The sequence below is a fragment of the Pirellulales bacterium genome, assembly GCA_036490175.1.
Classification (GTDB): Bacteria; Planctomycetota; Planctomycetia; order Pirellulales; family JACPPG01; genus JACPPG01.
Window position 1 is genome coordinate 14,810 of the sequence record DASXEJ010000062.1, and the last position, 21,201, is coordinate 36,010.

Annotated in this window: 20 protein-coding genes; 6 read left to right on the plus strand and 14 right to left on the minus strand. The window is 60.9% G+C overall.

All coding sequences use genetic code 11. From position 1 onward, the window contains the following. Positions 1 to 113: 113 nt before the first annotated feature. Together VGG64_04175 and VGG64_04180 are read left to right on the plus strand one after the other, a co-directional pair. Positions 114 to 1,139: an ABC transporter permease gene (locus VGG64_04175; GenBank protein ID HEY1598772.1), complete on the plus strand. Its 1,026-nt coding sequence runs from the start codon at positions 114 to 116 to the stop codon at positions 1,137 to 1,139. Between the two features lie 10 nt (positions 1,140 to 1,149). Then, positions 1,150 to 2,190, plus strand: coding sequence for a nucleoside hydrolase (locus VGG64_04180; protein HEY1598773.1), 1,041 nt, complete (start codon positions 1,150 to 1,152; stop codon positions 2,188 to 2,190). 91 nt (positions 2,191 to 2,281) lie between these two features. Here VGG64_04180 and serC read toward each other — a convergent pair whose 3' ends face one another. The 6 genes from serC to hisF form a co-directional block, all read right to left on the minus strand. Continuing rightward, the gene (gene serC / locus VGG64_04185) at positions 2,282 to 3,370 is read right to left on the minus strand and encodes a 3-phosphoserine/phosphohydroxythreonine transaminase (GenBank protein HEY1598774.1); all 1,089 of its coding nucleotides are present in this window, start codon (positions 3,368 to 3,370) and stop codon (positions 2,282 to 2,284) included. 362 nt (positions 3,371 to 3,732) lie between these two features. After that, positions 3,733 to 4,473 (minus strand): hypothetical protein, encoded by a 741-nt coding sequence (locus tag VGG64_04190; GenBank protein HEY1598775.1) that lies wholly within the window; start codon positions 4,471 to 4,473, stop codon positions 3,733 to 3,735. Between the two features lie 165 nt (positions 4,474 to 4,638). After that, a complete protein-coding gene (locus tag VGG64_04195; protein ID HEY1598776.1) occupies positions 4,639 to 5,271 on the minus strand; it encodes a hypothetical protein in 633 nt (210 codons plus the stop codon). Between the two features lie 5 nt (positions 5,272 to 5,276). Further along, positions 5,277 to 7,037 carry an ATPase, T2SS/T4P/T4SS family gene (locus VGG64_04200; protein HEY1598777.1) on the minus strand — a complete coding sequence of 587 codons (1,761 nt, stop codon included), beginning with the start codon at positions 7,035 to 7,037 and terminating at the stop codon, positions 5,277 to 5,279. Then, complete coding sequence (locus VGG64_04205) at positions 7,037 to 8,185, minus strand: PilT/PilU family type 4a pilus ATPase (protein ID HEY1598778.1); 1,149 nt, start codon at positions 8,183 to 8,185, stop codon at positions 7,037 to 7,039. The genes VGG64_04200 and VGG64_04205 overlap by 1 nt, the downstream gene beginning before the upstream one ends. Before the next feature lie 38 nt (positions 8,186 to 8,223). Then, the gene (hisF, locus tag VGG64_04210) at positions 8,224 to 8,997 is read right to left on the minus strand and encodes an imidazole glycerol phosphate synthase subunit HisF (GenBank protein ID HEY1598779.1); all 774 of its coding nucleotides are present in this window, start codon (positions 8,995 to 8,997) and stop codon (positions 8,224 to 8,226) included. Positions 8,998 to 9,396: 399 nt separating this feature from the next. Between hisF and VGG64_04215 the strand changes: the two genes are divergently transcribed. Further along, positions 9,397 to 9,675 carry a hypothetical protein gene (locus VGG64_04215; GenBank protein HEY1598780.1) on the plus strand — a complete coding sequence of 93 codons (279 nt, stop codon included), beginning with the start codon at positions 9,397 to 9,399 and terminating at the stop codon, positions 9,673 to 9,675. Between the two features lie 100 nt (positions 9,676 to 9,775). Here VGG64_04215 and VGG64_04220 read toward each other — a convergent pair whose 3' ends face one another. The 6 genes from VGG64_04220 to VGG64_04245 form a co-directional block, all read right to left on the minus strand. After that, complete coding sequence (locus tag VGG64_04220; protein HEY1598781.1) at positions 9,776 to 10,777, minus strand: hypothetical protein; 1,002 nt, start codon at positions 10,775 to 10,777, stop codon at positions 9,776 to 9,778. A 337-nt stretch (positions 10,778 to 11,114) separates the two neighbouring features. Beyond that, complete coding sequence (locus VGG64_04225) at positions 11,115 to 13,100, minus strand: helicase C-terminal domain-containing protein (protein HEY1598782.1); 1,986 nt, start codon at positions 13,098 to 13,100, stop codon at positions 11,115 to 11,117. Between the two features lie 257 nt (positions 13,101 to 13,357). Next, complete coding sequence (locus tag VGG64_04230) at positions 13,358 to 14,239, minus strand: thiazole synthase (GenBank protein HEY1598783.1); 882 nt, start codon at positions 14,237 to 14,239, stop codon at positions 13,358 to 13,360. A gap of 4 nt (positions 14,240 to 14,243) precedes the next feature. Further along, entirely contained in the window at positions 14,244 to 14,507 is a 264-nt protein-coding gene (gene thiS, locus VGG64_04235) for a sulfur carrier protein ThiS (protein HEY1598784.1), read from the minus strand. 90 nt (positions 14,508 to 14,597) lie between these two features. Further along, positions 14,598 to 15,071 (minus strand): hypothetical protein, encoded by a 474-nt coding sequence (locus VGG64_04240; GenBank protein ID HEY1598785.1) that lies wholly within the window; start codon positions 15,069 to 15,071, stop codon positions 14,598 to 14,600. A gap of 108 nt (positions 15,072 to 15,179) precedes the next feature. Beyond that, positions 15,180 to 15,698 (minus strand): hypothetical protein, encoded by a 519-nt coding sequence (locus VGG64_04245; GenBank protein HEY1598786.1) that lies wholly within the window; start codon positions 15,696 to 15,698, stop codon positions 15,180 to 15,182. 328 nt (positions 15,699 to 16,026) lie between these two features. Between VGG64_04245 and VGG64_04250 the strand changes: the two genes are divergently transcribed. From VGG64_04250 to VGG64_04260, 3 genes are all read left to right on the plus strand, one after another. Further along, positions 16,027 to 17,223: a Gfo/Idh/MocA family oxidoreductase gene (locus VGG64_04250; protein HEY1598787.1), complete on the plus strand. Its 1,197-nt coding sequence runs from the start codon at positions 16,027 to 16,029 to the stop codon at positions 17,221 to 17,223. Between the two features lie 19 nt (positions 17,224 to 17,242). After that, on the plus strand, positions 17,243 to 17,665 hold the full coding sequence (locus VGG64_04255; GenBank protein HEY1598788.1) for a (deoxy)nucleoside triphosphate pyrophosphohydrolase: 423 nt from the start codon (positions 17,243 to 17,245) through the stop codon (positions 17,663 to 17,665). Between the two features lie 296 nt (positions 17,666 to 17,961). Continuing rightward, on the plus strand, positions 17,962 to 19,173 hold the full coding sequence (locus VGG64_04260) for a hypothetical protein (GenBank protein HEY1598789.1): 1,212 nt from the start codon (positions 17,962 to 17,964) through the stop codon (positions 19,171 to 19,173). Between the two features lie 212 nt (positions 19,174 to 19,385). Here VGG64_04260 and VGG64_04265 read toward each other — a convergent pair whose 3' ends face one another. Next, entirely contained in the window at positions 19,386 to 20,324 is a 939-nt protein-coding gene (locus VGG64_04265; protein HEY1598790.1) for a phosphatidate cytidylyltransferase, read from the minus strand. After that, a complete protein-coding gene (locus VGG64_04270; GenBank protein HEY1598791.1) occupies positions 20,321 to 21,019 on the minus strand; it encodes a lysophospholipid acyltransferase family protein in 699 nt (232 codons plus the stop codon). The genes VGG64_04265 and VGG64_04270 overlap by 4 nt, the downstream gene beginning before the upstream one ends. Positions 21,020 to 21,201: the final 182 nt, after the last annotated feature.

Here is a 21,201-nt window from a genome sequence, read left to right on the forward strand (position 1 = left end):
CACCAGGCACAAATCTGCGGTGGGATCCAACCTGTGACGCGGTAGTAGGGCACGAATGTCAATTGATAAAGACCACCACCTGACCAAACATTTCCTTCGGCCGACCGAACAACATGCCCGCTGACGACAAACCACTCTATCGCCGCATCCTCGGTCGACTCGAAGCGCAGGACATTGCGCCGCTAGTGAGCCTGGCGGTGCTAGTGCTCTTTTTTGCGCTGGCCACGCCGAGCGGGACGTTTCTCAAGCCCTCGACATTGGTGCAGGTCTTTAAGCAGGGGGCGGTGCTGGCCATCGTCTCGGTCGGGCTGACGTATGTGCTGTTGTGCGCCGAGATCGATTTGGCGGTCGGCATGGTGGCCCTCTGGACCGCATGTTTCTGTGGCTGGTTATTCGAGCGCCCGTTTGCCGCGGGAAGAGCGGGCACGGGCGAAGTGTCGGCCTGGGCCGTGGCGCTGGTGATCGCGGTGCCGCTCGGTACCAGCCTGCTATTGGGACTGGCCTCGGGCGTGCTGACCGTTTGGTCGCGGCTCCCGAGCTTCATTATTTCGCTGGCCATGATGAACATCGCCGACGGCATGTCCCGATGGCTGACGAAAAGCGAGAAGTTCGCCGTGCCAGCCATTCTGAAGACGATCGGCAATCGAGGCATCGAGCTTACGGATCGGCTGGAGTTGCCCTATAGCGCGCTGCTGGCGGCCGTGGTCTTTTTGATTGGCCATCTGGTGCTACAACACACGCGCTTCGGCCGCTACGTTTACATGACTGGCGGCAATCGTGAGGCGGCGCGCCTGGCCGGCGTGCGCACCGGGTGGATCGTCGTCGCCTGCCTGGCCATTTCGGCCGTTACGGCAGGCCTGGGCGGGCTGGTAAACGCCGGCCGGCTGAATAGCATCAGCCTTGATCAGAATGCCGACCTGCTGTTGAGCGCCGTAGCGTGCGTCGTCCTCGGAGGGACCAGCCTGTTTGGCGGTTCCGGCGGCATGGGACGCACCGTAGTCGGCGTGCTGACGTTCAGCGTTCTCAAGGTGGGGTTGAACCAGGTGGCCTGGATCAACGACCTGGCCCGTCCACTGCTGATGGGACTGGTATTGCTAGTGGCGCTCGTGGTGAACGGTTTACTTTCGAAAGAGAGATAAGATGGCTGTGATGAAACGTCGATCGTTGCTGACGCTGGGGGTGGCGACGGCTTTTCTCGTAGCGCCCGGCGCGCACTTTGCCGCCGAACCGCCCAAGCCGGTGTCGATTATCTTCGACACCGACGTCGGCAATGACATTGACGATGCGCTGGCGCTGGGTGTGATCCACGCGTTGGAAAGTCGCGGCGAATGCCGGCTGGCAGCCGTGACCATCAGCAAGGACAATCCACTGTGTGCGCCGTTTATCGATCTGATCAACACATTCTATGGCCGCGGTGACATTCCGATTGGCGTCGTCCGTAACGGCAGAACCCCGGAGGAGGGAAAGTATCTTCGTCCGCCGGTCGAAGCCCGCGACGATGGAAAGCTGCGATTCCCGCACGATCTGACCAGTGGCGTGGACGCGCCGGAAGCGGTCGAGGTGCTCCGCAAGACGCTTGCCCGCGAGGCCGACGGTTCGGTCGTGCTGGTCGTCGTCGGATTCTCGACAAATATCGCCCGGCTGCTCGATTCAAGTCATGACACCCATTCGGCACTGTCGGGTCGAGACTTGGTGGCGCGCAAGTGCAGGTTACTGTCGATCATGGCTGGCAACTTTGGACCAAAACCGATGCCGGAATACAACGTACACGTCGATGCGGCGGCCGCGCGGAAGGTCTACGCCGAGTGGCCAACGGACATTGTGGCCAGCGGCTTTGAGATCGGCCTGGCGATCAAGTATCCGGCCACGAGCATCGAGCGGGATTTTGCATACGTCGCGCATCATCCACTCCCCGAGGCGTACGTGCTCTACCAGCCGATGCCGTACGATCGCGAGACTTGGGACCTGACAAGCGTCCTGTACGCTGTTCGACCTGACCGAAAGTATTTCAACCTCTCGGAGCCGGGCACAATCACGGTCGATGAGAAGAACATGACGCACTTCACGCCAGAGGCGACCGGGCACCACCGTTATTTGAAAGTCGACGCCGAGCAAATTGCCCGCGTCCGCGAGGCGCTGATCATCCTGGCCAGCCAACCGCCGGATCGTGCTAAGGCACCACAGAACTGAGGCCACGACTGCCGAAGATCCTTCGAGTCGAGAATTGCGACGTCCGTGGCGGCAACTGCCCGCGTTGACTTTCCGTCGCAAGTCGACGGCGTTATTGTTTCTTGCGGAACTCGTTCATGAACTGAGCGAGTGCCTCGACACCGGCAAGCGGCATGGCGTTGTAGATGCTGGCGCGGATGCCCCCCACGGAGCGATGCCCTTTTAGGTAGTGCAACCCACGTTCCTTGGCCTCGGCCAGGAAGCGGGTCTCGACCTCGTCGTTGGGCAGCCGGTAGGTGACGTTCATGAGCGAACGGCAATCAGGCTGGGCATGCCCCTGATAAAAACCGCTGCTCGAATCGATCGCATCGTAAAGCAGCTTGGCCTTCTTTTCGTTCAGCTCGCGCATGTTGGCTAGCCCGCCAATTTCATTCAGCAGCCAGCCTGTTACTAGGTTGACGATATACACAGCAAACACGGGCGGAGTATTCAATAGCGAGTTGTTCTCGGCATGCTGGCGATAGCTGAGCATGGTGGGAACCTTGTCCGAACATTGGGCCATCACGTCGTCGCGCACAATGGCGATCGTGACGCCGGCCGGACCGGCATTCTTTTGGGCACAGGCGTACAACATGCCATAGCGATCCATCGGCAACGGCCGGCACAAAAAGTCGCTCGACGCATCGCATACGAGCGGCACCTTGCCGACGGCCGGCTCGTCGAGGAACTGGACCCCTTGGATCGTTTCATTCGACGTGAAATGGACGTAAGCCGCGTCGGAGTTTAGCTTGAGATCGGCTGTCTTTGGCAGGCGGTCGAAGTTCGTCGGCTTGCCGGTATAGGCAAGCGCCACGGTTCCGGCCTGCTGCGCCTCTTGATAGGCGGTTTGGCCCCAGGTGCCTGTAACGATGTAGTCTGCCGAGCGGCCTGCTGCGCCGAGCAGGTTCATCGGTACCATTGAGAACTGCAACCGCGAGCCCCCTTGCAGGAAGACCACCTGGTAGTTGACCGGCAATGCCAACAGGCGTCTCAGATTGGCGATCGTCGTTTCAAGCACCCCTTCGAACCACTTGGTCCTATGGCCGATTTCGAGCACCGACACGCCCAGGCCGGGCAAAGCGAGCATGTCGCGCTGCGCCTCTTCGAGCACGCTCACAGGTAGGACGGCGGGGCCGGGCGAGAAATTATAAACGCGCTGCATGGGGGTCATTCCTGCACAGTAGTTGTCTGAAGTGTTTCGCAAGCCGGCGCTGACGAGCCGGCACAGACGCCTTCACGTCGCCGGGGGGGATCCTGCTGGCGCGCGACCGGTATTCCGCGAGCTGCGGGTTCCTGCCGCATCGCGTGCAAAACCCGTGGCGGACGAAAGCCACACGACGAGCTCCCGAAATCAGGGAGGCTCGCGACGGCCACCAGGTTCGTCGGCGACAGATTCCCGCAACCGGTCCTAGGAAGCCGAGGATTTTAGCCGAATCATGGTCAGGCCAACAGTCCGGCCCGTCCGACAAAGGGCCAGTCCCACAGACGCGGCCGTGCTAGAAACCGTCCATTGAATCGAGAGGCCTACAGCCAGGCCGGCGGCCGCTCCACGAAGAAGGCCTTTTCGATGTCCCAGAAATTCACGAGTCGCGGTGCCTTCTTGTGACGTTTGAGCAACACTCGCACGAGGAAAGTCGTCGGCTGGCCGTCTCGCTCGAAGGTAACGGCCCACAAGGACGTAACGCGTTCCGAAACGATCAGCGTTACCTCCTCCTCGGTCTTCAGATACCTGACTGTGGCACTTCCATCGACGGTCCGCAACGCGCGCACCAGGGGCATGGCGGCGAACGAACGGAGTGCCGCGGCGGCTTTGGGATCGTCGCGATAATGTGCGACGACGTCGTCGCCCGCCGACTGCCGGGATCCCGTTTCCTGCATAAGTTCCAAAGCTGTTTCGAGCCTGCTGTGCAGTACTGCGTCGAACCAGGCGTCGGTAATCAAGCGCGCCTCTTGCCGCGTCCGCGCGATCGAAACCGCACTGCGCGAGATGGCCGCCGCCCCCAACAGCAGAGCCAACAGCAGGCTGACGATTGCGATCCCTCGTCCGAGCATGCGATGTGGATTCTCCGCGATGCGGCGCAGCGCCATCAGGCTTACCGCCACGGAGGCCAGCGGCATCACCCACAAAGCCGGATGCGCGAAGGCCAGCACCGAAGCCACCGCCAACACCAGGGCAAACAGCGCCAACACGCTGATCGCGCGGTACTCCAGCCCGTCGGTTTCGACGTGACTGGTTCCCGAGATGTCGGGCTGTACGCTGTGCATTCTTCAGTCATCTCGGAACGAGCACTTTGGATCACGGCCAACGGCGTTGGCCATCAGTGACACTAGCCGTGGCGAAAGCTGACTGTCAAGCCGCGATATGCCGGGGCTGGGCAAAAACTCACGGGAGCCAGATCGCGACAGCCGGCACCCCGAGCGATTAGACCTTTATCTTTGCTTGAACTTGCTGGAAACCCACACGTCCACCCCCTTCTGCATGACGCTCCGCCGCGCTGCGTATTTGATCATGTACTCTCCGTTGGGGTCGAAGACGTACGCCTCGGGCTTGTCGGCCGGAGCCGAGCGAGCGAAGCTGCCACGGGACTCCTTCTGCATAAATCCCAACCACTGCCGGTCCGGAGCAAGGCCAAAGAACATTTGCTGCTCGGGCTTGAAACCGCCGAACAGAAAATTCTTCGACAGCGGCGCCGTATGCGCCGTCATGGTGAAAAAGCAAACCAACACCCAACCCGTCCAGCAAGCAAAGAAATAGCTGCCCACCAAATCAACATTCTTAGGAAATCGCACGCGCACGCGCGAGGCGGCATCGGTCAGGGTACGCAGCGCCAGGTAGGTGCCGGCGAACAATGCCCATAGCGATATGAAGTCCCACAAATAAACTCCGCCGGAAGCTTTGGTCATGAGGAAGGCGGCCAGCTTCTCCCAGAAGTTGGTGGCCACCAGGGCGGCGGTTACCACGTTGAAGAGCACGATAGCATTGCTCCACATGCCCTCGTTGCCGATCGAGGCCAGTACCACCACGAAGATTAGCGCCAACATGCCGGGAAATATCATTTCCATGGCGATTACTCCTTGAGCACGCGCATCAGTTCTTGGAGCGAAGTAATTCCTTTGGCCACGAGCACGATCCCCTCTTCCTGCAGGGTGCGCATGCCGGCGCGCCGCGCCGCCTGCCGCACGGCCGCCAGTTGGGGCGTGGTGGTCAACGCTTGCTGCACCCCCTCATCGACGGTTAACAGCTCGAAAATCCCGGTCCGGCCCAGGTAACCAATACCCTGGCATTCGGTGCAGACTTCCTCGGGTTGTTGCGGCGGACGGTACAGGGCCTCGACGCGCCCCGCCGGAATTCCCAATTGTTCCAGGACCTGCGGACTGGGGGCGTAACCTTCCTTGCACTTGGGACACAATTTGCGAATCAGCCGCTGGTTGATCGCGGTCGTTACCGCGGTGGCAAACTTGGCGGGGGGAACCTTGAGCATCATGACCCGCAAAAGCGATTCGGACGCCTCCTTGGCGCGGACGCTGGTCACGACCATGCGTTTTTCGACTTCCACCTGCTCGCAGAGCATGGTCGCGCTGTCCGCGTCGACCATGTCCGGAACGATGTAAACGTCGGGATGCTCGCGAATTAATTTGGGAAGCGGGGTGGCAGGAGTCTGCCCCGCGGCCGGATCGAAGTAAGTAACGGTGACGTTCTCAATATCCAGCTCTTTGATCGCCGACGATTCGATGCCGACAAAGCCACGCGTGTAACGATCCATCGAGCTGACGGTGGCGTTGAAGAGCGTCGAAAGTCCTCCGCCGGGGGGGGCGGAAACGACGATCATGCCTTGGTTTGCGGCCACTAACGCCTTGAGATCGTCGACCAGCTTGGCTCGCATATCGAGATCGGGTAATCGATCGAGCTTCTTCTTGCGACCTTGCAACTGCATCAGCGTGCGTTCGCCAGTCTTCGTCCCCTGGCTGACGAGCCGGCTCGTATATTTGACTTTCTCGTGCTCGGCCCCGAAAGCACCTTCTTGGCGTTTGGCGCGTTGGTTGGGATCGAGCCCGGCAATCAACTTCATGACGGCCAGCATGGCGTCCCCGGCCTCACGTTCGCGCGGCTCGGCATCGTGCCACACGCCGTCGATCTGGTAGCGCACGCCGACCTGAGTCTGCGTGAAATCGAGCAACACGGCTTCGGCGCGTCGTGTCAGACAGTCAACCACAAGCTCCTGCACCAAGGAAAAACCAACGCTTTGCCGAGCCAGCAGCAGGTTGGCCGTGTTAGTGCGTTCGTCCTTGCCTTGGCTTTGCAACTCGACGGGTGGCCCTTTGCCACGCCGACTCGACTCGGCGGCGATCTTGATGCCGACCACCCTCAGATGCTGCGATAGCCAAAAGCGGATGTGGCCCGCAGTGAAAACCGTCTCATCGATCGTCACCCGAGCATTGCGATGCACGACATAAGCAATAAACGGACCGGCCCAGGCCAGCACCATCAGCGGCATGCCCAACCAGAACCAGGGTATGATCCACAGCAAAATAAACGCCGCCACGAAGCTAAAGAACGCCAGCATGTTCCAGCGGCGGAATTGCAGTCGGAGTTCGCTCCCGTCGCGGCTCATCCAGTCGACCGAACCGACCCACAATAGAAAGATCGCCCAGCAAACGACGATCTTTATCCAGCTCAGGTAGAAGCCGGGCCCTAGCGGAAACTTCAAAATATTCTGGCTGTCGACGCCCGGGTACACCGGAAACGTACCGAAGTCCTCGGCCGAGACGGCGCCCGCGTCGACGGCGATCCACAGCGCCGCGATAACCAGGATGAAAAGGCGGTGCATCAGAGAATTCCGGGCGCTCGAACGCTGATACCCTTGAGCGCCATGCGCAGCGCGTCGACGTTGGGAGCCACTTCGAAGGCCGTGGCCCGATCGATAAGATCCTTGTCGACCAACCCTTTGAGGCTCATCGTGAAGTCTTGCATCCCCTCCTTCTCGCACATCACGATCGCGTCGGCCAGCTTCTCGTCGTGCGACTCGAGCAAAAGCTTACGAATCGTGGGGTTGAACGTCATGATCTCGACGGTCGGCACGCGGCCCACGCCCGGCTTGATCGACGGCAGCAGCTTCTGGGCCACGATGCCCTTCATGTTCATGGCGATGGCGCTGCGCAAAGCGGCGTGCATGTTCTGCGGAAACAAGTCGAGAATACGACCGATGGTCGAGGGGGCGCTCGAGGCGTGAATGGTGCCGAACACGAGGTGGCCCGTCTCGGCCGCGTGAATGGCCGTCATGAACGTTTCCTCGTCACGCATTTCGCCCACCAGCATTACGTCTGGATCTTCGCGGACGGCATGCTTCATGGCGGTTGCGAAGTCTTTCACATCGAGGCCGATCTCACGCTGATTGATCAGGCACTTGTCCTCGGTGAAGACGAATTCGACGGGATCCTCGAGCGTGAGGATATGCTTCCGATAATTTCGATTGATCCAATTCAGCATCGACGCGATCGTCGTGCTTTTGCCCGAACCGGTCACGCCGGCCAGCAGTACCATTCCCTGGTGGAACTTGCACAAGTCCTCCATGATCGGCGGCAAGTACAGCCCCTCGAAGTCGGGCACGAAGTTATTCACGCGGCGAGCCACCATGCCAATGTGGCCCAGTTGCTGCAGCATGTTGACGCGGAATCGCCATATCTTACCGTCGACGTCGACGGTGTGGGCAAAGTCGGCCCCGCCGCTTTCGTCGAAGATTCTGCGATTGCGCTCATTCAACAGCGGCAGGCAGAGCCGCACCATTTCCTCGTCGCTGATAGGCCCCCGGTTCATCGGCCGCAGCGTACCGTTGACGCGTACGATCGGAGCTCGATCGGCCTTCAAGTGCAAGTCGCTGCCGCTCAACTTGACCAGCGCGCGAAATAGCTTGTCGATCTCGTATTCCTCGCGCTTGCCGAGGAAGCGTTCGCCGCCTGTCGCGGGTGCGGTGGCCATGTTAACTCCCTACTACACTTTCCGTGCGTCGTGCCGACTCATGCCGAGAGCCGCACTGGAACGCCGCGCGCCGCCATCACGCGCTTTGTCTCTGCGATACTGTATTGGCGAAAGTGAAAGATGCTAGCCGCCAGTGCCGCATCGGCCTTGCCGTACTGGATCGCGTCGGCCAAGTGCTCCGGCCGGCCGGCGCCGCCGCTGGCTACCACGGGAATCGTCACTGCCTCGCTGACAGCCGCGGTGATCTCCAGGTCGTAACCGTTCTTCGTGCCGTCGGCGTCCATCGAGGTAAGTACGATCTCGCCGGCTCCTAATTCCTGCACCTGCCGTGCCCAGGCGACCGCCTCTAGCCCCGTGCCGATGCGGCCGCCGTTGACGTGCACTTCAAAAACGACACGACCATCCTTTACAACGCGCTTGGGGTCGATATTTACCACGATACACTGGCTGCCGAATCTCCGCGCGGCCTGCCGCACGAATTCAGGGTCGCGCGGCGCCGCGGAATTGATTGAGACCTTGTCACAGCCGGCGTTCAGCAATTGCCGGATATCGTCCAGGGTACGAATCCCCCCGCCCACGCAGAGCGGCATGAAGATCACCTCGGCCGTGCGACGGACAACGTCCAGCATGATGTCGCGTCCCTCATGGCTGGCCGTTATGTCGAGGAACACCAGTTCGTCGGCCCCTTCCGCTTCATAGCGGGCGGCCACGTCGACCGGATCTCCGGCGTCGCGCAAGTCCAGGAACCGCGTGCCCTTGACGACCCGGCCACGATCTACGTCCAGACAGGGAATGACACGCTTGGCGAGCATCTTTTCGATCGATGGCCTGTTCCGCCGAATGGGGGGTAATTCTGGGGATCTCGTACCGCTTTCCCCCAGAATTCGCACACCGGAAACAGCATTGTGTACCAGCCGCGATCGACGGTCAACGGCCGCCTTCTACCCATCGCGGATCACGGCCGCTTCGTTTCACGCCGGTTGACTGGTTTCGGGCGCAAACCGCTTACAACCACTACAGATATCGCTGTCCAAGGGTCGATCAAGATTGATGGACCCATGCGTCAGGAAGTCTCCCGACCTGGACGGTGCGCTGGCGTTGGGCTGACTAAATCGTTATTAACGATCAAATCGATAATCGCTGACGTAAATTTAAGTTGGGAGTGCTTATAGTAGCGCTTGCGCAAACCCTCAACACGGCGGAGGTGTAGCATGACGGTTCTGAAAAAGTTGTCGCTTTTGTCCGGTGTCGCGGCCCTTGTCGTGGCCGCCCTCTATGTACAAGCCAGTGCGGCCCAACAGGGCAGCACGGTCCAAACCCAAACCCAACCACGGCGCACGACGAGCCAAGCGGCGAATCAGCGGCGGAGCTACCGCAGCTATTCGTACGAGCCCAGTCGCGGCGGGGATGTCGCTCCACGAGCCGCCGCTCCGACGTGGAGTCGCGCCGACTCGAAGGTGAAGTTCCGCTACGGCTACTATCCTTACTAAGCCTAGCAGCCGAGCGTTGAACTCAGAAAAGCTCACGGGCCAGGCGAATGCCTGGCCCGTGCTGTTTTGTGGGTCGATTCCTGTCGTGCAGCGAGGCGATCTATTCCATCGCGGACGCCACGACGACTGGCATGTCGCTGCTGGCGCTAGTCGCCTGCGAGGTGGCTAAATCGCCCGTCGACGGTCCCGCCGGCGGCGAGGCCTTGGAAACGGCCTCTCGCATCGGCTGGCCGCGCAGGTGCCGCTGCCACTGCTGCTCGAGCGATCCAACGCCGGCGATCGCATAGACGTTGCGCAACGCCTTGTCATAGCCTTTGACCGTTGCCTGGTCGACAAAATCGACTAATTGCTGCTTACTGCCGAGTTTGGTCAAAAACTCGACCAAAGAGGCACTTTGACCATAGAACGTTCCCATCCGCGACGGATGCGGATAGTTCTCCATCGTCAACAACTCAGCCAGCCGAAATTCGCCTCCTCGGGCGACCGCGCTCGCGAGATCTTTGCCGTGTAGCCGCCGTTTGCCTGCCGTATCGGCCAAGATGGCCATCCCTTCGTCGGCCCAATGCGGGATCGGAATTCGTACGAAGCGGTCGGCCAGCACGACATGCGTCAACTCGTGAGCCAACGCTTCGGCGAACCAATCCGCACGGTCGCCGCGCAAGTCGATGCGGCGCATGACGACCTGATCCTTGTCGAAATCGATTAGCGACGAACCCGTGGTCTGTCGTCCACCAGGGCCCACTTCCTTCAGGTAGCTCTCAAAGCGGCTATGGACCACGATGTGACATTTCGGCTGCCACGACGTTTTGGCGGATTCCGGTAGCCAAGTCCCAAGTAGCTCGGAGCGCAGAGCTTCAAACGACGCGGCCAGGCCGTCCTTCATCTTGTACCCGACGGGCCGGCAGATGCAGAAATTGTCGGTTTCTTCGATCAGCCAGGAGCCGGACTTCTTGATTGTCGATTTTGGCGCCGCGGTTGTCTCGCAAGTCGCACAACTGCCTTCGTTACAGGCTGCACACGCGGACGCGGGCTCGGCCGACCAGGATAGGTTGGGGGAAGCCAGTAGAGCAGCCAAGGCCACAGAAAGACTGGCACTTCGCATCGTGGTTCACCTGAGTCCAGGGGATCAGGAACAGGCGGCATCGGGTGCCAATCATGCGACCACTTCACCGTGGTGGTCCCTGTTCGCTCAGGCTGCTAAAGGAAATGGCGTGCCAGGACGCCAAGACGACAGCAAGAGACGGTGTGTATCTGCTTTAAAGAGAATGCTTTACGATCGCTCGATTCGTTCCGGCGGTGACTGTCGGCGGCGTAACCGGGCCGGCAATTGCCCGCGCTCTAAGCAGAGAATGCCGCGCGATGCGACAGCCTGATTGCCTGAATAATCAGGCGCTGCACACCGTTGAAGGATGTAGCCGGGGCCAGAAGATCGGCCCAAATTAGTGGTCCGACGAGACGTGCTCAACCACCCGCCGGCAATCAGGCAATGATCCCAAGAAGACCTGCCCATAAGCCTTGTGTAGGACCCGCGAGTCCAGGATCACCACAGTGCCGGTATCCTGGGCTGTGCGTATCAGACGGCCAAAGCCCTGCTTGAGCTTGAGCACGGCCTCGGGCAGTTGATAACTACGAAATGGCTCGCCGCCAGCCGATTTGATCGACTCCATCCGGGCCGCCAGTAATGGCCGATCCGGGACAGTGAAGGGCAGCTTGGTGATGATCACCGTGCGCAGCGCGTCGCCCGGCACGTCGACTCCCTGCCAAAAGCTATCGGTTCCCAGTAGAACTCCGCGCGGATCGCGCTTGAACTGATCCAGCATCCGCGTCCGCGACCCGCCGTCGGCTTGCGAGTAAAGTGTCATGTTCCGGCTGGCCAGCCAGGGCGTCAGCTCGGTGGCGGCACGACGCAACATGTCGTAGCTCGTGAACAGCACGAACGCGTGCCCATCGGTCCGTGCCACGTACCGCTGGATCATGGAAATCGCCGTCCGTTCGAATTGCTCTCGTTGCGAGTTCGGATCCGGCATGCCGTCGACCAGCACCAATTCGACCTGCCGCTGGTAATCGAATGGACTCCCCAGCGCCTGGGCCTTTACTTGGGTCAATCCGACACGTGACTTGAAGTAGTCGAATGACAATTCCTTGCCGACGGCCAGTGTGGCGCTGGTCATGATGACGCTGCCCACTTTCTCGAACAGGTGCTCTCGTAGCGCCGGCCCCACATCGATCGGCGCCGCCGCCAGACTAATCCGCGGCCTGCGCCCTCGGGTGACGTCGACCCAATAGACGTTATTATCGAGGCGCTGTTCCAACCAGTCGTCCACCTGCCCGGCCAGTGCCGTCAAACGATCGGCGGCGGCGAGAAAGTCCTGCCGCTCTTCGCGCTCGATGGCAAAATCACCTTGACTGCGCACCATGCGCGAGAGCTTGACCAACTGGGGACTGAGTGGGTTGTCGACGATGTCGGCCCTGGCGACGCGGCCGCTCGAACCTCCCTGTAACTCGCGCCAATTACGAACAGCCTCGAAGAACTCATCGGCCGCGAACCGACACTCCAGTACCTGTCGCTCGGCGTCGGCCAGCTTACGATGCACGAGCAACCCCCGGTTCGTGCGGTCGTTGTACAGCTTGTTCAATACGTATTCGATGTTGCCCGAATGAATCTCCAGGCCCAGATGGTCGCTGGCCACGGCCTCGAGGTTATGAGCCTCGTCAAACACCACGGCATCGTAATCGGGCAGAATGGCCCCTCCTTGGCGACGTAGCGACAGATCGCTGAAGAACAACGCGTGATTGACCACGAGCAGCTGTGCCCCCTGGGCACGGCGCCGCGCTGTGTAATAGAAGCAGTCCGCGTAGCTCGGGCAGTCGCGTCCCATGCAGTTGCCATGATCGCTCTGGGCCTCATCCCAGACCTGGGCCAAAGGCCGCGTCTCCAAATCCGATAGCGAGCCATCGGTCGTCGATTCGGCCCAACGGGCCAGCCGGCGCAGCTCGGCGAATTCGACTTCTTCGCGGAATAGGGTGCCGGCCCGTTGCATCGCGCCGCGCAGCCGCCGGCGGCTCAGATAGTTGTGCCGTCCCTTGACCAACACGGCGGAAAACTCGAGCGGAATCACCGCGTTCAGAAGAGGGATGTCCTTCGTGATCAACTGCTCTTGCAGGCTGATCGTGTGCGTCGAGATCACGATCCGCCGCGCGACGCGCTCCTCTTCGGGCGCGGCTGCGGCCAGAATGGCCGGCACCAGGTAGGCAAAGCTCTTGCCAACTCCCGTGCCGGCTTCGACTACCAAATGCTTGCGCTCAATCAAGGCCCGCCACGTCGCTTCGGCCATCGCCGCCTGTTGCGGTCGATCTTCGTAGCGCGCCAATCGCGCCGCGATGCGGCCGGCGGGCCCCAGGATTTCGGCGGGCGTCAGGGTCATGCGGGTTGCACACATCAGTCGAGGCTCGAACGATTCATGGTCCGCTCCTCTTACGTTCATCACGAGGTAAAAGACGCGAGAACGTCGCTTCCTTCAGACATCCGGCCTCGTGCCAACGAGAGATATCCCGCGGACGAGCCGGCCGTCCGTGGTCGCTTTGCTTCTTGCGAAGTTGATTCTGTGCTTTGATGATGGAATTGCGTCCCTGCAATGCCGAATGCAACCGATTTGACGACGCGAATCGGGCATCCGCACAATTAGCGAGGCTTCACCGGCGCAATGGTGCCAGTCTCGGGGCTGCTGGCCGTGGCGTAAAGCTTCCTAGGTATTCGCCCAGCCTGATACGCCAGACGACCGGCCGTCGTAGCCGCGCGCATAGCCCGGGCCATAACCAGTGGGTCGGCCGCGTGCGCGATACCGGTGTTCAACAGCACGCCGTCCACGCCCAACTCCATGGCAAACGTCACGTCGCTGGCCGTGCCCACGCCCGCGTCGACTATGACGGGGTAGTCCGGGTCTCCCTCCTTGAGATACTCCAGGCAGATGCGAATATTGTTCGGGTTGAGGATGCCCTGTCCCGAGCCGATCGGGCTGCCGGCCGGCATTACGCTGGTGGCGCCGGCCTCTTTCAGCCGGCGGGCCGTGATCGGATCGTCCGTCGTATAACACAGCACCTGGAAACCTTCGGCCACCAGCTTCTCCGTGGCTGCCACGGTAGCAATCGGATCAGGGAGCAGCGTCTTGGCATCGCCGAGCACTTCGAGCTTGACCCAATCGGCCCCAGGATTCTCGATGCCCAACAGGATCTCGCGCCCCAGCCGCGCCACACGAATGGCGTCCTCGGCGGTAAAGCAGCCTGCTGTGTTCGGCAACAGCACGTAACGACTGGTGTCGATGTATTCCAAGATATTGCGACCCGCCGCGTCGACCAATCGTTCGCGGCGCACGGCCACGGTGATGCAATCGGTTCCGGAAAGGTCCAGAGCCTGCGCCATCAGTTCGTAACTGGCATATTTGCCTGTGCCGACGATGAGCCGGCTGGCCAGCAAATGAGTGCCCAGGCGGAAATAGTCGTCGCCAGCAATCTCGGGCTGTCGCGCAGGCAGACGAGGGCTCGCGGTTGCATGTTCGGGCGTCATCGAACTATCCTCCTCCCACGAGCGAAACAATCTCGACACAATCCCCCTCGACTAACGTTCGTTCCGTATGAACGGCCCTCGGCACGAGTTCCAGGTTCACCTCGACGGCCACCTGGCGCGGCGGCAGCGCAAGCTCGACCAGCAAATCGGCCACGGTAACGCCAGACGCGACGGTGCGTGGTTGGCCGTTGCAGACAATGTGCACAAGGGCGGTCGCAGATTCGCGGTCGCGCGAGCCATGCGCCGCGGTAGAGGAGGGATTGGTCATCAGCGGCATTCTAGCGCCGCTCGGCGCGAATGGTCAAGCGGCGCGGCCCCGTAGGCTTGCTTGCCGGAGATACACCAAGCAGCGGCGCAACTAGCGTTTGAACCGATGAATGCCCAGGTTATCGGCCAGGATTTCGACGCTGCCATCGCGCTCGCGGAACTCGATGCGCTTCGCCTGTGAGGCTAACGGCACGGTCTGGCCATCGACGACGATTTGCGTTGCCTCGATGACCGTGATTTTGCCAAGCATTTGCACGGCAGGGTGCGGACTATCGGCAACGAACGGCTGGCGAATCACGGGCATTCCCTGCTTCATCAGGGTCTGCACCATATCCAGACCCGGAAAGATCTGGCACTCTTCGCGGACAGCCTGTGACGTCGTATTTAATACCACCGTGTGAAAGCAATTCTGTGGTCCGAGGGTGCGGACCTCGACCAGATACTGCGGAGCGGATAGCGGAGCGACGTGCGTGGATTTCTGCTCCAGATTCCGTAGCGCGATGCCCAACCCTAACGACGCGGCGACGACGCCAAGAACCCAGTACTGCCGGCCAGGCGATCGCATAAGAGCACCCTCTTAATGATCATTAAGACGCACAATGTGCAGCGCAACCGATGTATGCGAATTAAAGGACGGTACAAGCGCGCGTACAGTATTCCTTGCCGTCGCTTCCTATTGCGGCCTTATTGGCGCGGTACGGAACGGCAGAGCGTCGAGCCGATAAAGCGTGCCCTTGAACGGCATCACACTGGTGGCCAAACCGCGCGTCCAGGGAACCGCGTAGGCAGCGATGCGCCCAGACGTGGTTTCGGCCACGTAAACCACCGAATTGCCGGGTTGCATCTGGCCTCCTTGGCGTCTGAGGCCGGCAGCACCGGTGACCATCATGAATTTGGGATTCTGATTCGCTTTCACGCCCAGGTCGTCAAGCACCGAGGTCTCGAACGCCGAAGTGAATTTTCCGGTCGACGTGCTCAGCACCGCGCATTTGAGGCTGCCGGTAAGGAAGTCGAGAATGAAGACCGCCTCCAACTCGTCGTCGACCAGGCCAGTGGCCATGGCGAAATTGTCGGTATGATCGGTCGCCACGGCGTGCAAGGGGGCGTGCGGCAGGAAGCCGCCCAAACCCAGGCCAACGATCAGCGCGACGACGACCCACAGCGTGCGCGATTGAACAAACGAGGGGGCCATATGACCTCTCCGCGAACGAGAGTAACGGCAGAAATGACCGGCACCACCTAGTAGTAGAAGCCTACGGGCATGCTACCGCGATTGGGGATTCGCCACCAGATTGGTTTAGCAGCCCATATCCACCCCTGCAGCACTACAATCCGCCGCCCAGAACGCTAAACTGTCGGGCGAGTGAAGGTTGATCGATGACAGCACGCCAGGCTCGCCTAACGTTTTGTACAGCATCGATCACTCCATACTCGTACGAGCCAAGAGCATGACGCCCTGACGACCTTTGACGACTGGCTAGTCCGCCCAACTTTCGCATGCCCCGCAGGAGATACCCGCTATGTCGACCAATGGAACCTTGAATCGCAAGTTGCGCATGGCGCTCGTCGGGGGAGGGCAGGGGTCCTTCATCGGCCGGGTACACTGCACGGCGGCTGTGCTCGACAATCGGGCGGCACTCGTGGCCGGGGCCCTGTCGAGCAATGCGGAAAAGGCCAAGGCCTCGGCCGCGGACTACGACATCCCTGCCGAGCGAGCGTACGGCTCGTATCAGCAACTGATCGACGGCGAAAAGAAGCTGCCCGCCGATAAACGCATCGATTTCGTGTCGGTCGCCACGCCCAATCATACACACTTCGAGATTGCCAAAGCTGCCATCGAGGCCGGCTTCAACGTGGTCTGCGATAAGCCGATGACGTTCGACCTCAAACAGGCCGAGGAACTGGCCGACGCCGTCGATCGCACCGGGGTCGTCTTCGCCGTGTCGCACAACTACACCGGCTACCCAATGGTGCGTCAGGCGCGCGAAATGGTTTTGTCCGGCGAGTTGGGCGAGATCAATGCCGTACGCTCGAACTACATTCAAGGCTGGCTGCGGACGCGCTTGGAGAACGAAGCGCAGAAGCAAGCCGCGTGGCGCACCGATCCGTCGAAAAGTGGCGCGGCAGGCAGCTTTGGCGACATCGGCACGCACGCCTACAATCTGGCACGCTACATCACTGGTCTGCTGCCCGAAAGCATCAGTTGCACGCTTAAGACTTTCGCCGAGGGACGCAAACTCGACGATTACGGCCATGCCGTCGTGCGCTTCGAGAACGGCGCGCTCGGCACGGTCACCGCTTCGCAAATCAGCCACGGCCGCGAGAACGATTTGTTCATCGAGGTCGACGGCACCAAGGGCTCGCTCGAATGGCATCAGGAAGAGCCCAACAAAATGCTCTACCGCCGCAACGGGCATCCGCTGAACGTTTACACGCGCAATCCGGGCGCGCCATTTATGAATGAAATGGGCAATGCAGCCTGCCGACTACCCGGGGGGCATCCTGAAGCGTTCTTCGAGGCCTTCGCCAACGTCTATCGCTTCGCGTTCGACAATATGGCGCTGCGGGCCGGGGGACAGTCGTTCGAGAAACGCGATACGGTATTCCCCAACGTCAACGACGGCGTCGAAGGAATGTTTTTCATCCAACAGAGCGTCGCCAGCAGCCAGCAGAACGGCGCCTGGCTGCCGCTGAAGCACCCGCGGGCGCGGCGGTAGCCGTTTCGTCAGTGAAGCGATGAACAACAAGCAGGTCGAAGCCACCGCCAAGCGTCCGCTACGGGTGGCCGTTTCAGTAGTTGAATATGCCGGGAAGTATTTGATCGGGCAGCGGCCGGCCGGAGCCGCGCTCGCCGGATTGTGGGAGTTTCCTGGCGGCAAAATACACGATGGCGAAACGCCTGAAGATGCGGCTGTGCGCGAATGCCAGGAAGAAACCGGGCTGTCGGTGTTGGCCGTTGGTCGGCACTCGACCACGGTCGAGCAATACCCGCACGGTATGACCGAAGTGACATTTATTCTCTGCCGGCCCGAGGGCAAGCTAGCATTGCCGCTTGCGCCGTTTCTTTGGGTAGCCGCTGCTGACCTGGCGAGGTATGAATTTCCGGCCGCGAACGCGGCTTTGATCCGGCAAATCCTGACTGGCGACGCACCACGCTAGCGTCGCGTCAGGACGCTGCCCGTCGCCGCCCGGGGAAAACCGCTCTTGGTCAGGCGCGGCATCTTGGGTAGATTTTGCAAACTTTACAACGTCGCTCACTCTGCTCACGGTACGATCCACATCCTCATCTCGCAGATCGAGGAATGAAGGCCCGCAAGACCTTCGGATCGAACGTGGCCGACGGTGCGACATGCGGCACAGATATTCGGCTCAGGATTTGCTTCCCCCGCCGACAGCCTTTGCTCGCCGACCCAAGGATGGCGCACGGCTGTAAATAAAACTCGAGGAGATAGAGCATGGATGCTCGCTTGGCCCGCGCGGCCATTCTGGTCGCGGCGTTTGTGTCATTAGGCGCTAGCTATCGCACTCCGAATTTTGTGGTCTCGGCGCCTACGCCGCAGATCGCTGAGCAAATTGGCCAGCAGGCCGAAGCGTTCCGCCGCGATCTGGCGACCCTCTGGCTTGGCAGCCCTCTGCCCAATTGGTCGCAACCTTGCCCCATTACGGCGCAAGTGGCCGAGAATCTGGGAGCAGGCGGCGCAACGAGCTTCATGTTTGACGGTGGCGAGGTGTACGGCTGGACAATGACCATCCAGGGCTCGCTGGAGCGAATTCTGGATTCGGTATTGCCGCACGAAGTCACCCATACGATTTTCGCCAGCCACTTCCGACGTCCGCTTCCGCGCTGGGCCGACGAGGGGGCCTGCACCACGGTCGAGCACAGTAGCGAGCGCGGCAAGCAGCAGCAGATGCTGGTCACGTTTCTGAAAACCAAACGTGGGATTCCGTTCCACTCGATGTTCGCGATGAAGGAGTATCCGGCTGATGTGCTTCCCCTCTACGCGCAAGGGCATTCCCTGGCGTCGTACCTGATCCAACAAGGTGGACGACAGAAATTCTTGAATTTCGTCGCGGCCGGATTGCAAGCCGAGCAGTGGCCGTCGGTCACGAAGCAATTCTATGGCTACAACAGCCTGGCCGACTTGCAGAATACCTGGCTCAATTGGGTTCGCAGCGGCAGCCCCGCCATTCAAAAGCCCGCGCCTGGCCCGGCCCCGGCTGGCGACGCGCTGCTGGCTGACGCCGGCCCACGGAAACGTCCCGAGCCGAACCTGATCTATCGCGGCCAGAGCAGCGATGACGTCGTGGCCGGCGCTGCTCCCAACTCGCGCGGTGGAGCGACAAACCTGGCTGGCAGCCTAGTGCCGGTTTCACGACCGCCCCAGCGCGATCGTGCGGCGATCGCCAACGACATGGCGCTGGCGGCCAACACGCCGCTACCCGGACCTGGTTCGTGGCAGCCAGCCGATGCGCCCGCGGTGCGTCCTGGCCCGTCAGCAACGCAATTCGCCCCGCCCGAGGCCGAAGCACCTCGCCAGAAACTGCTCGAATGGAACCGTAATGGGGCCGACGGGGCCACGGCACCGGCCGGCACAGCAAGCAACGCCGGTCAGGGTTCCGCGTCGGTTTATGCCGGCGGCGGGCGGCAACCGGTGGCAGCCCAGTAGATGGCGCGCTGGCTCACGTCGGCATGCGATTTGGATGGGTACTACCGTTCGTCTTCCGAGACGCAACCAAGGCCGCTTGCCGCTGTGGACACAGAGAACGCCGAGAATAAAAAGATCGGACTTGGTGCCACAACGGGCGCCATATCTGCGGTCTTAACTCTCTGAGATCTCGGTGTCCTCGGTGGCCATTTTTTATTTTTTCAGCTCTATATCTACGGCAGCACGTACCGCGTGACGTGGAAGAACACCGGCGCGGCGAAGCAGATCGAATCGATACGATCGAGCACGCCGCCGTGCCCTGTCACCAGCGTGCCGTAATCTTGCACGCCGCGGTCGCGTTTGATCGCGGACATCGTCAGGCCGCCAAAGAAGCCCATGGTCGTGATTAGTAGCGACATGCCGGCCGCCTGCCAAGGATTGAAAGGCGTGGCCCACCACAACGCCGCGCCGAACAACGTGCTGCCACCGACAGCCGCCAGAAATCCCTCCCAGGTGCGATTGGCGCTAATCGCGGGGGCGATAATCCGCCGGCCGACAAATTGTTCGGCCACATAGTGAAATGCATCTCCCATCGTCACGACCAATATGAAGAACAACAGCAGGCTGGCGTGCTGCTCGTGGGGCAGCTTTAGATTCAACAGCGCCGGGGCGTAGCTCAAGCAATAGACGCAGATCATCAGCCCAAACTGTATCTTCGCGCACCGCTCGAGATAGCGCTTGTAATCTCCGGCCAGCGCCACCCGCACCGGTACGAACAAGAAGGCGTAAACCGGGATAAAGATGCTGTACAAACCGTACAGGTCCATCCCGACCAGCGCGTATTGCACCGGCGTAAACAAAAACACCCACGCCAACGCGCGATGGTCGGCAATGCGCGTCGGCGTCAGCGTGATAAATTCGCGCAGCGCCCAAAAGGAAAGCCCGAAAAACAATACCACGGTGGCCGTTTGTCCAAGCAAAAAGGCGGCGGCCAGCACCGAGCACATCAGCCACCAGGCACGCACCCGTAGATTGAATTGCTCGATTACAGCCGGATCGAAACGGGGATCGGTCTGGCGCTTGAGCAACTGGCCGATGCCGGTTGCCACGGCCAGCAGGCCTAGCACCCCCAGTACCAATCCCCAGGTGACGGCATCGTTAATTAGGCTCATAGGTCTTTCAGTCGGCGTACGGCATTGCGGGCGCGGCGGAGGAATTCGGCTTTCGGTTCCTTATTCTCCAACCACATCGGCGGACCGAAGGTAATGCAGCTCAACAAGGGAACGGGCAAGAACTCGCCGCGCGGCAGCACGCGATTCATGTTGTCGATATGAACGGGCACTAATTCCAGATCCGGCCGCTTTTTGGCCAGGTAATACAACCCGCTCTTGAATTCATCGAGTTCCGCCCCCGTGTTGCGGTGGCCTTCGGGAAAAACGATCAGCGAGTAACGATCGCCGATGGCCTTCACCATCAAGTCGACCGGGCTTTGATGCACTTTGATCTCTTTGCGATCGATCAAGAGGGCATCGAATACTTTCATCGCAATCCAGCGGCGGACCAAACCCTTTTCCCAATAATCTTTGGCCGCCACGGGGCGCGTCAGGTTTCGCACTTTGCGCGGCAGGGCCGCCCACACGACCAACACGTCTAGATGACTTGTGTGGTTGGCAAAGTAAACGCGCTGACACGTGTCGGGCTGACAGTCGATCCAGCGCACACTGGCCCCGCTGATCAGACGCGCCAGCCCCGCCAGGAATGTGCGCGTGGCCTGCGTGCGCAGCGTAATCGGCTTGCCGTCCCAACCCGAGCCAGTGGCTTCGGCCGCGGCCGGCACGACTTCGGGTTGTGGGTTGCGGTGCAACATGCCAGTGATTGCGAATTTAGTAGCGTTCCCGGTGCGGTGAGCGCGCGACGGGCGTTTTCGACGTGGCGGTGCGGCTGGCGACCGTGGGCAAAAACCTGCGCAGCCGGTTGTACACGCTCGCGGCAAACGCTGCCCTGCCGGGGCGGCCGTCTGTCGGTGCGAGCCCTATATGTTAGGATGTC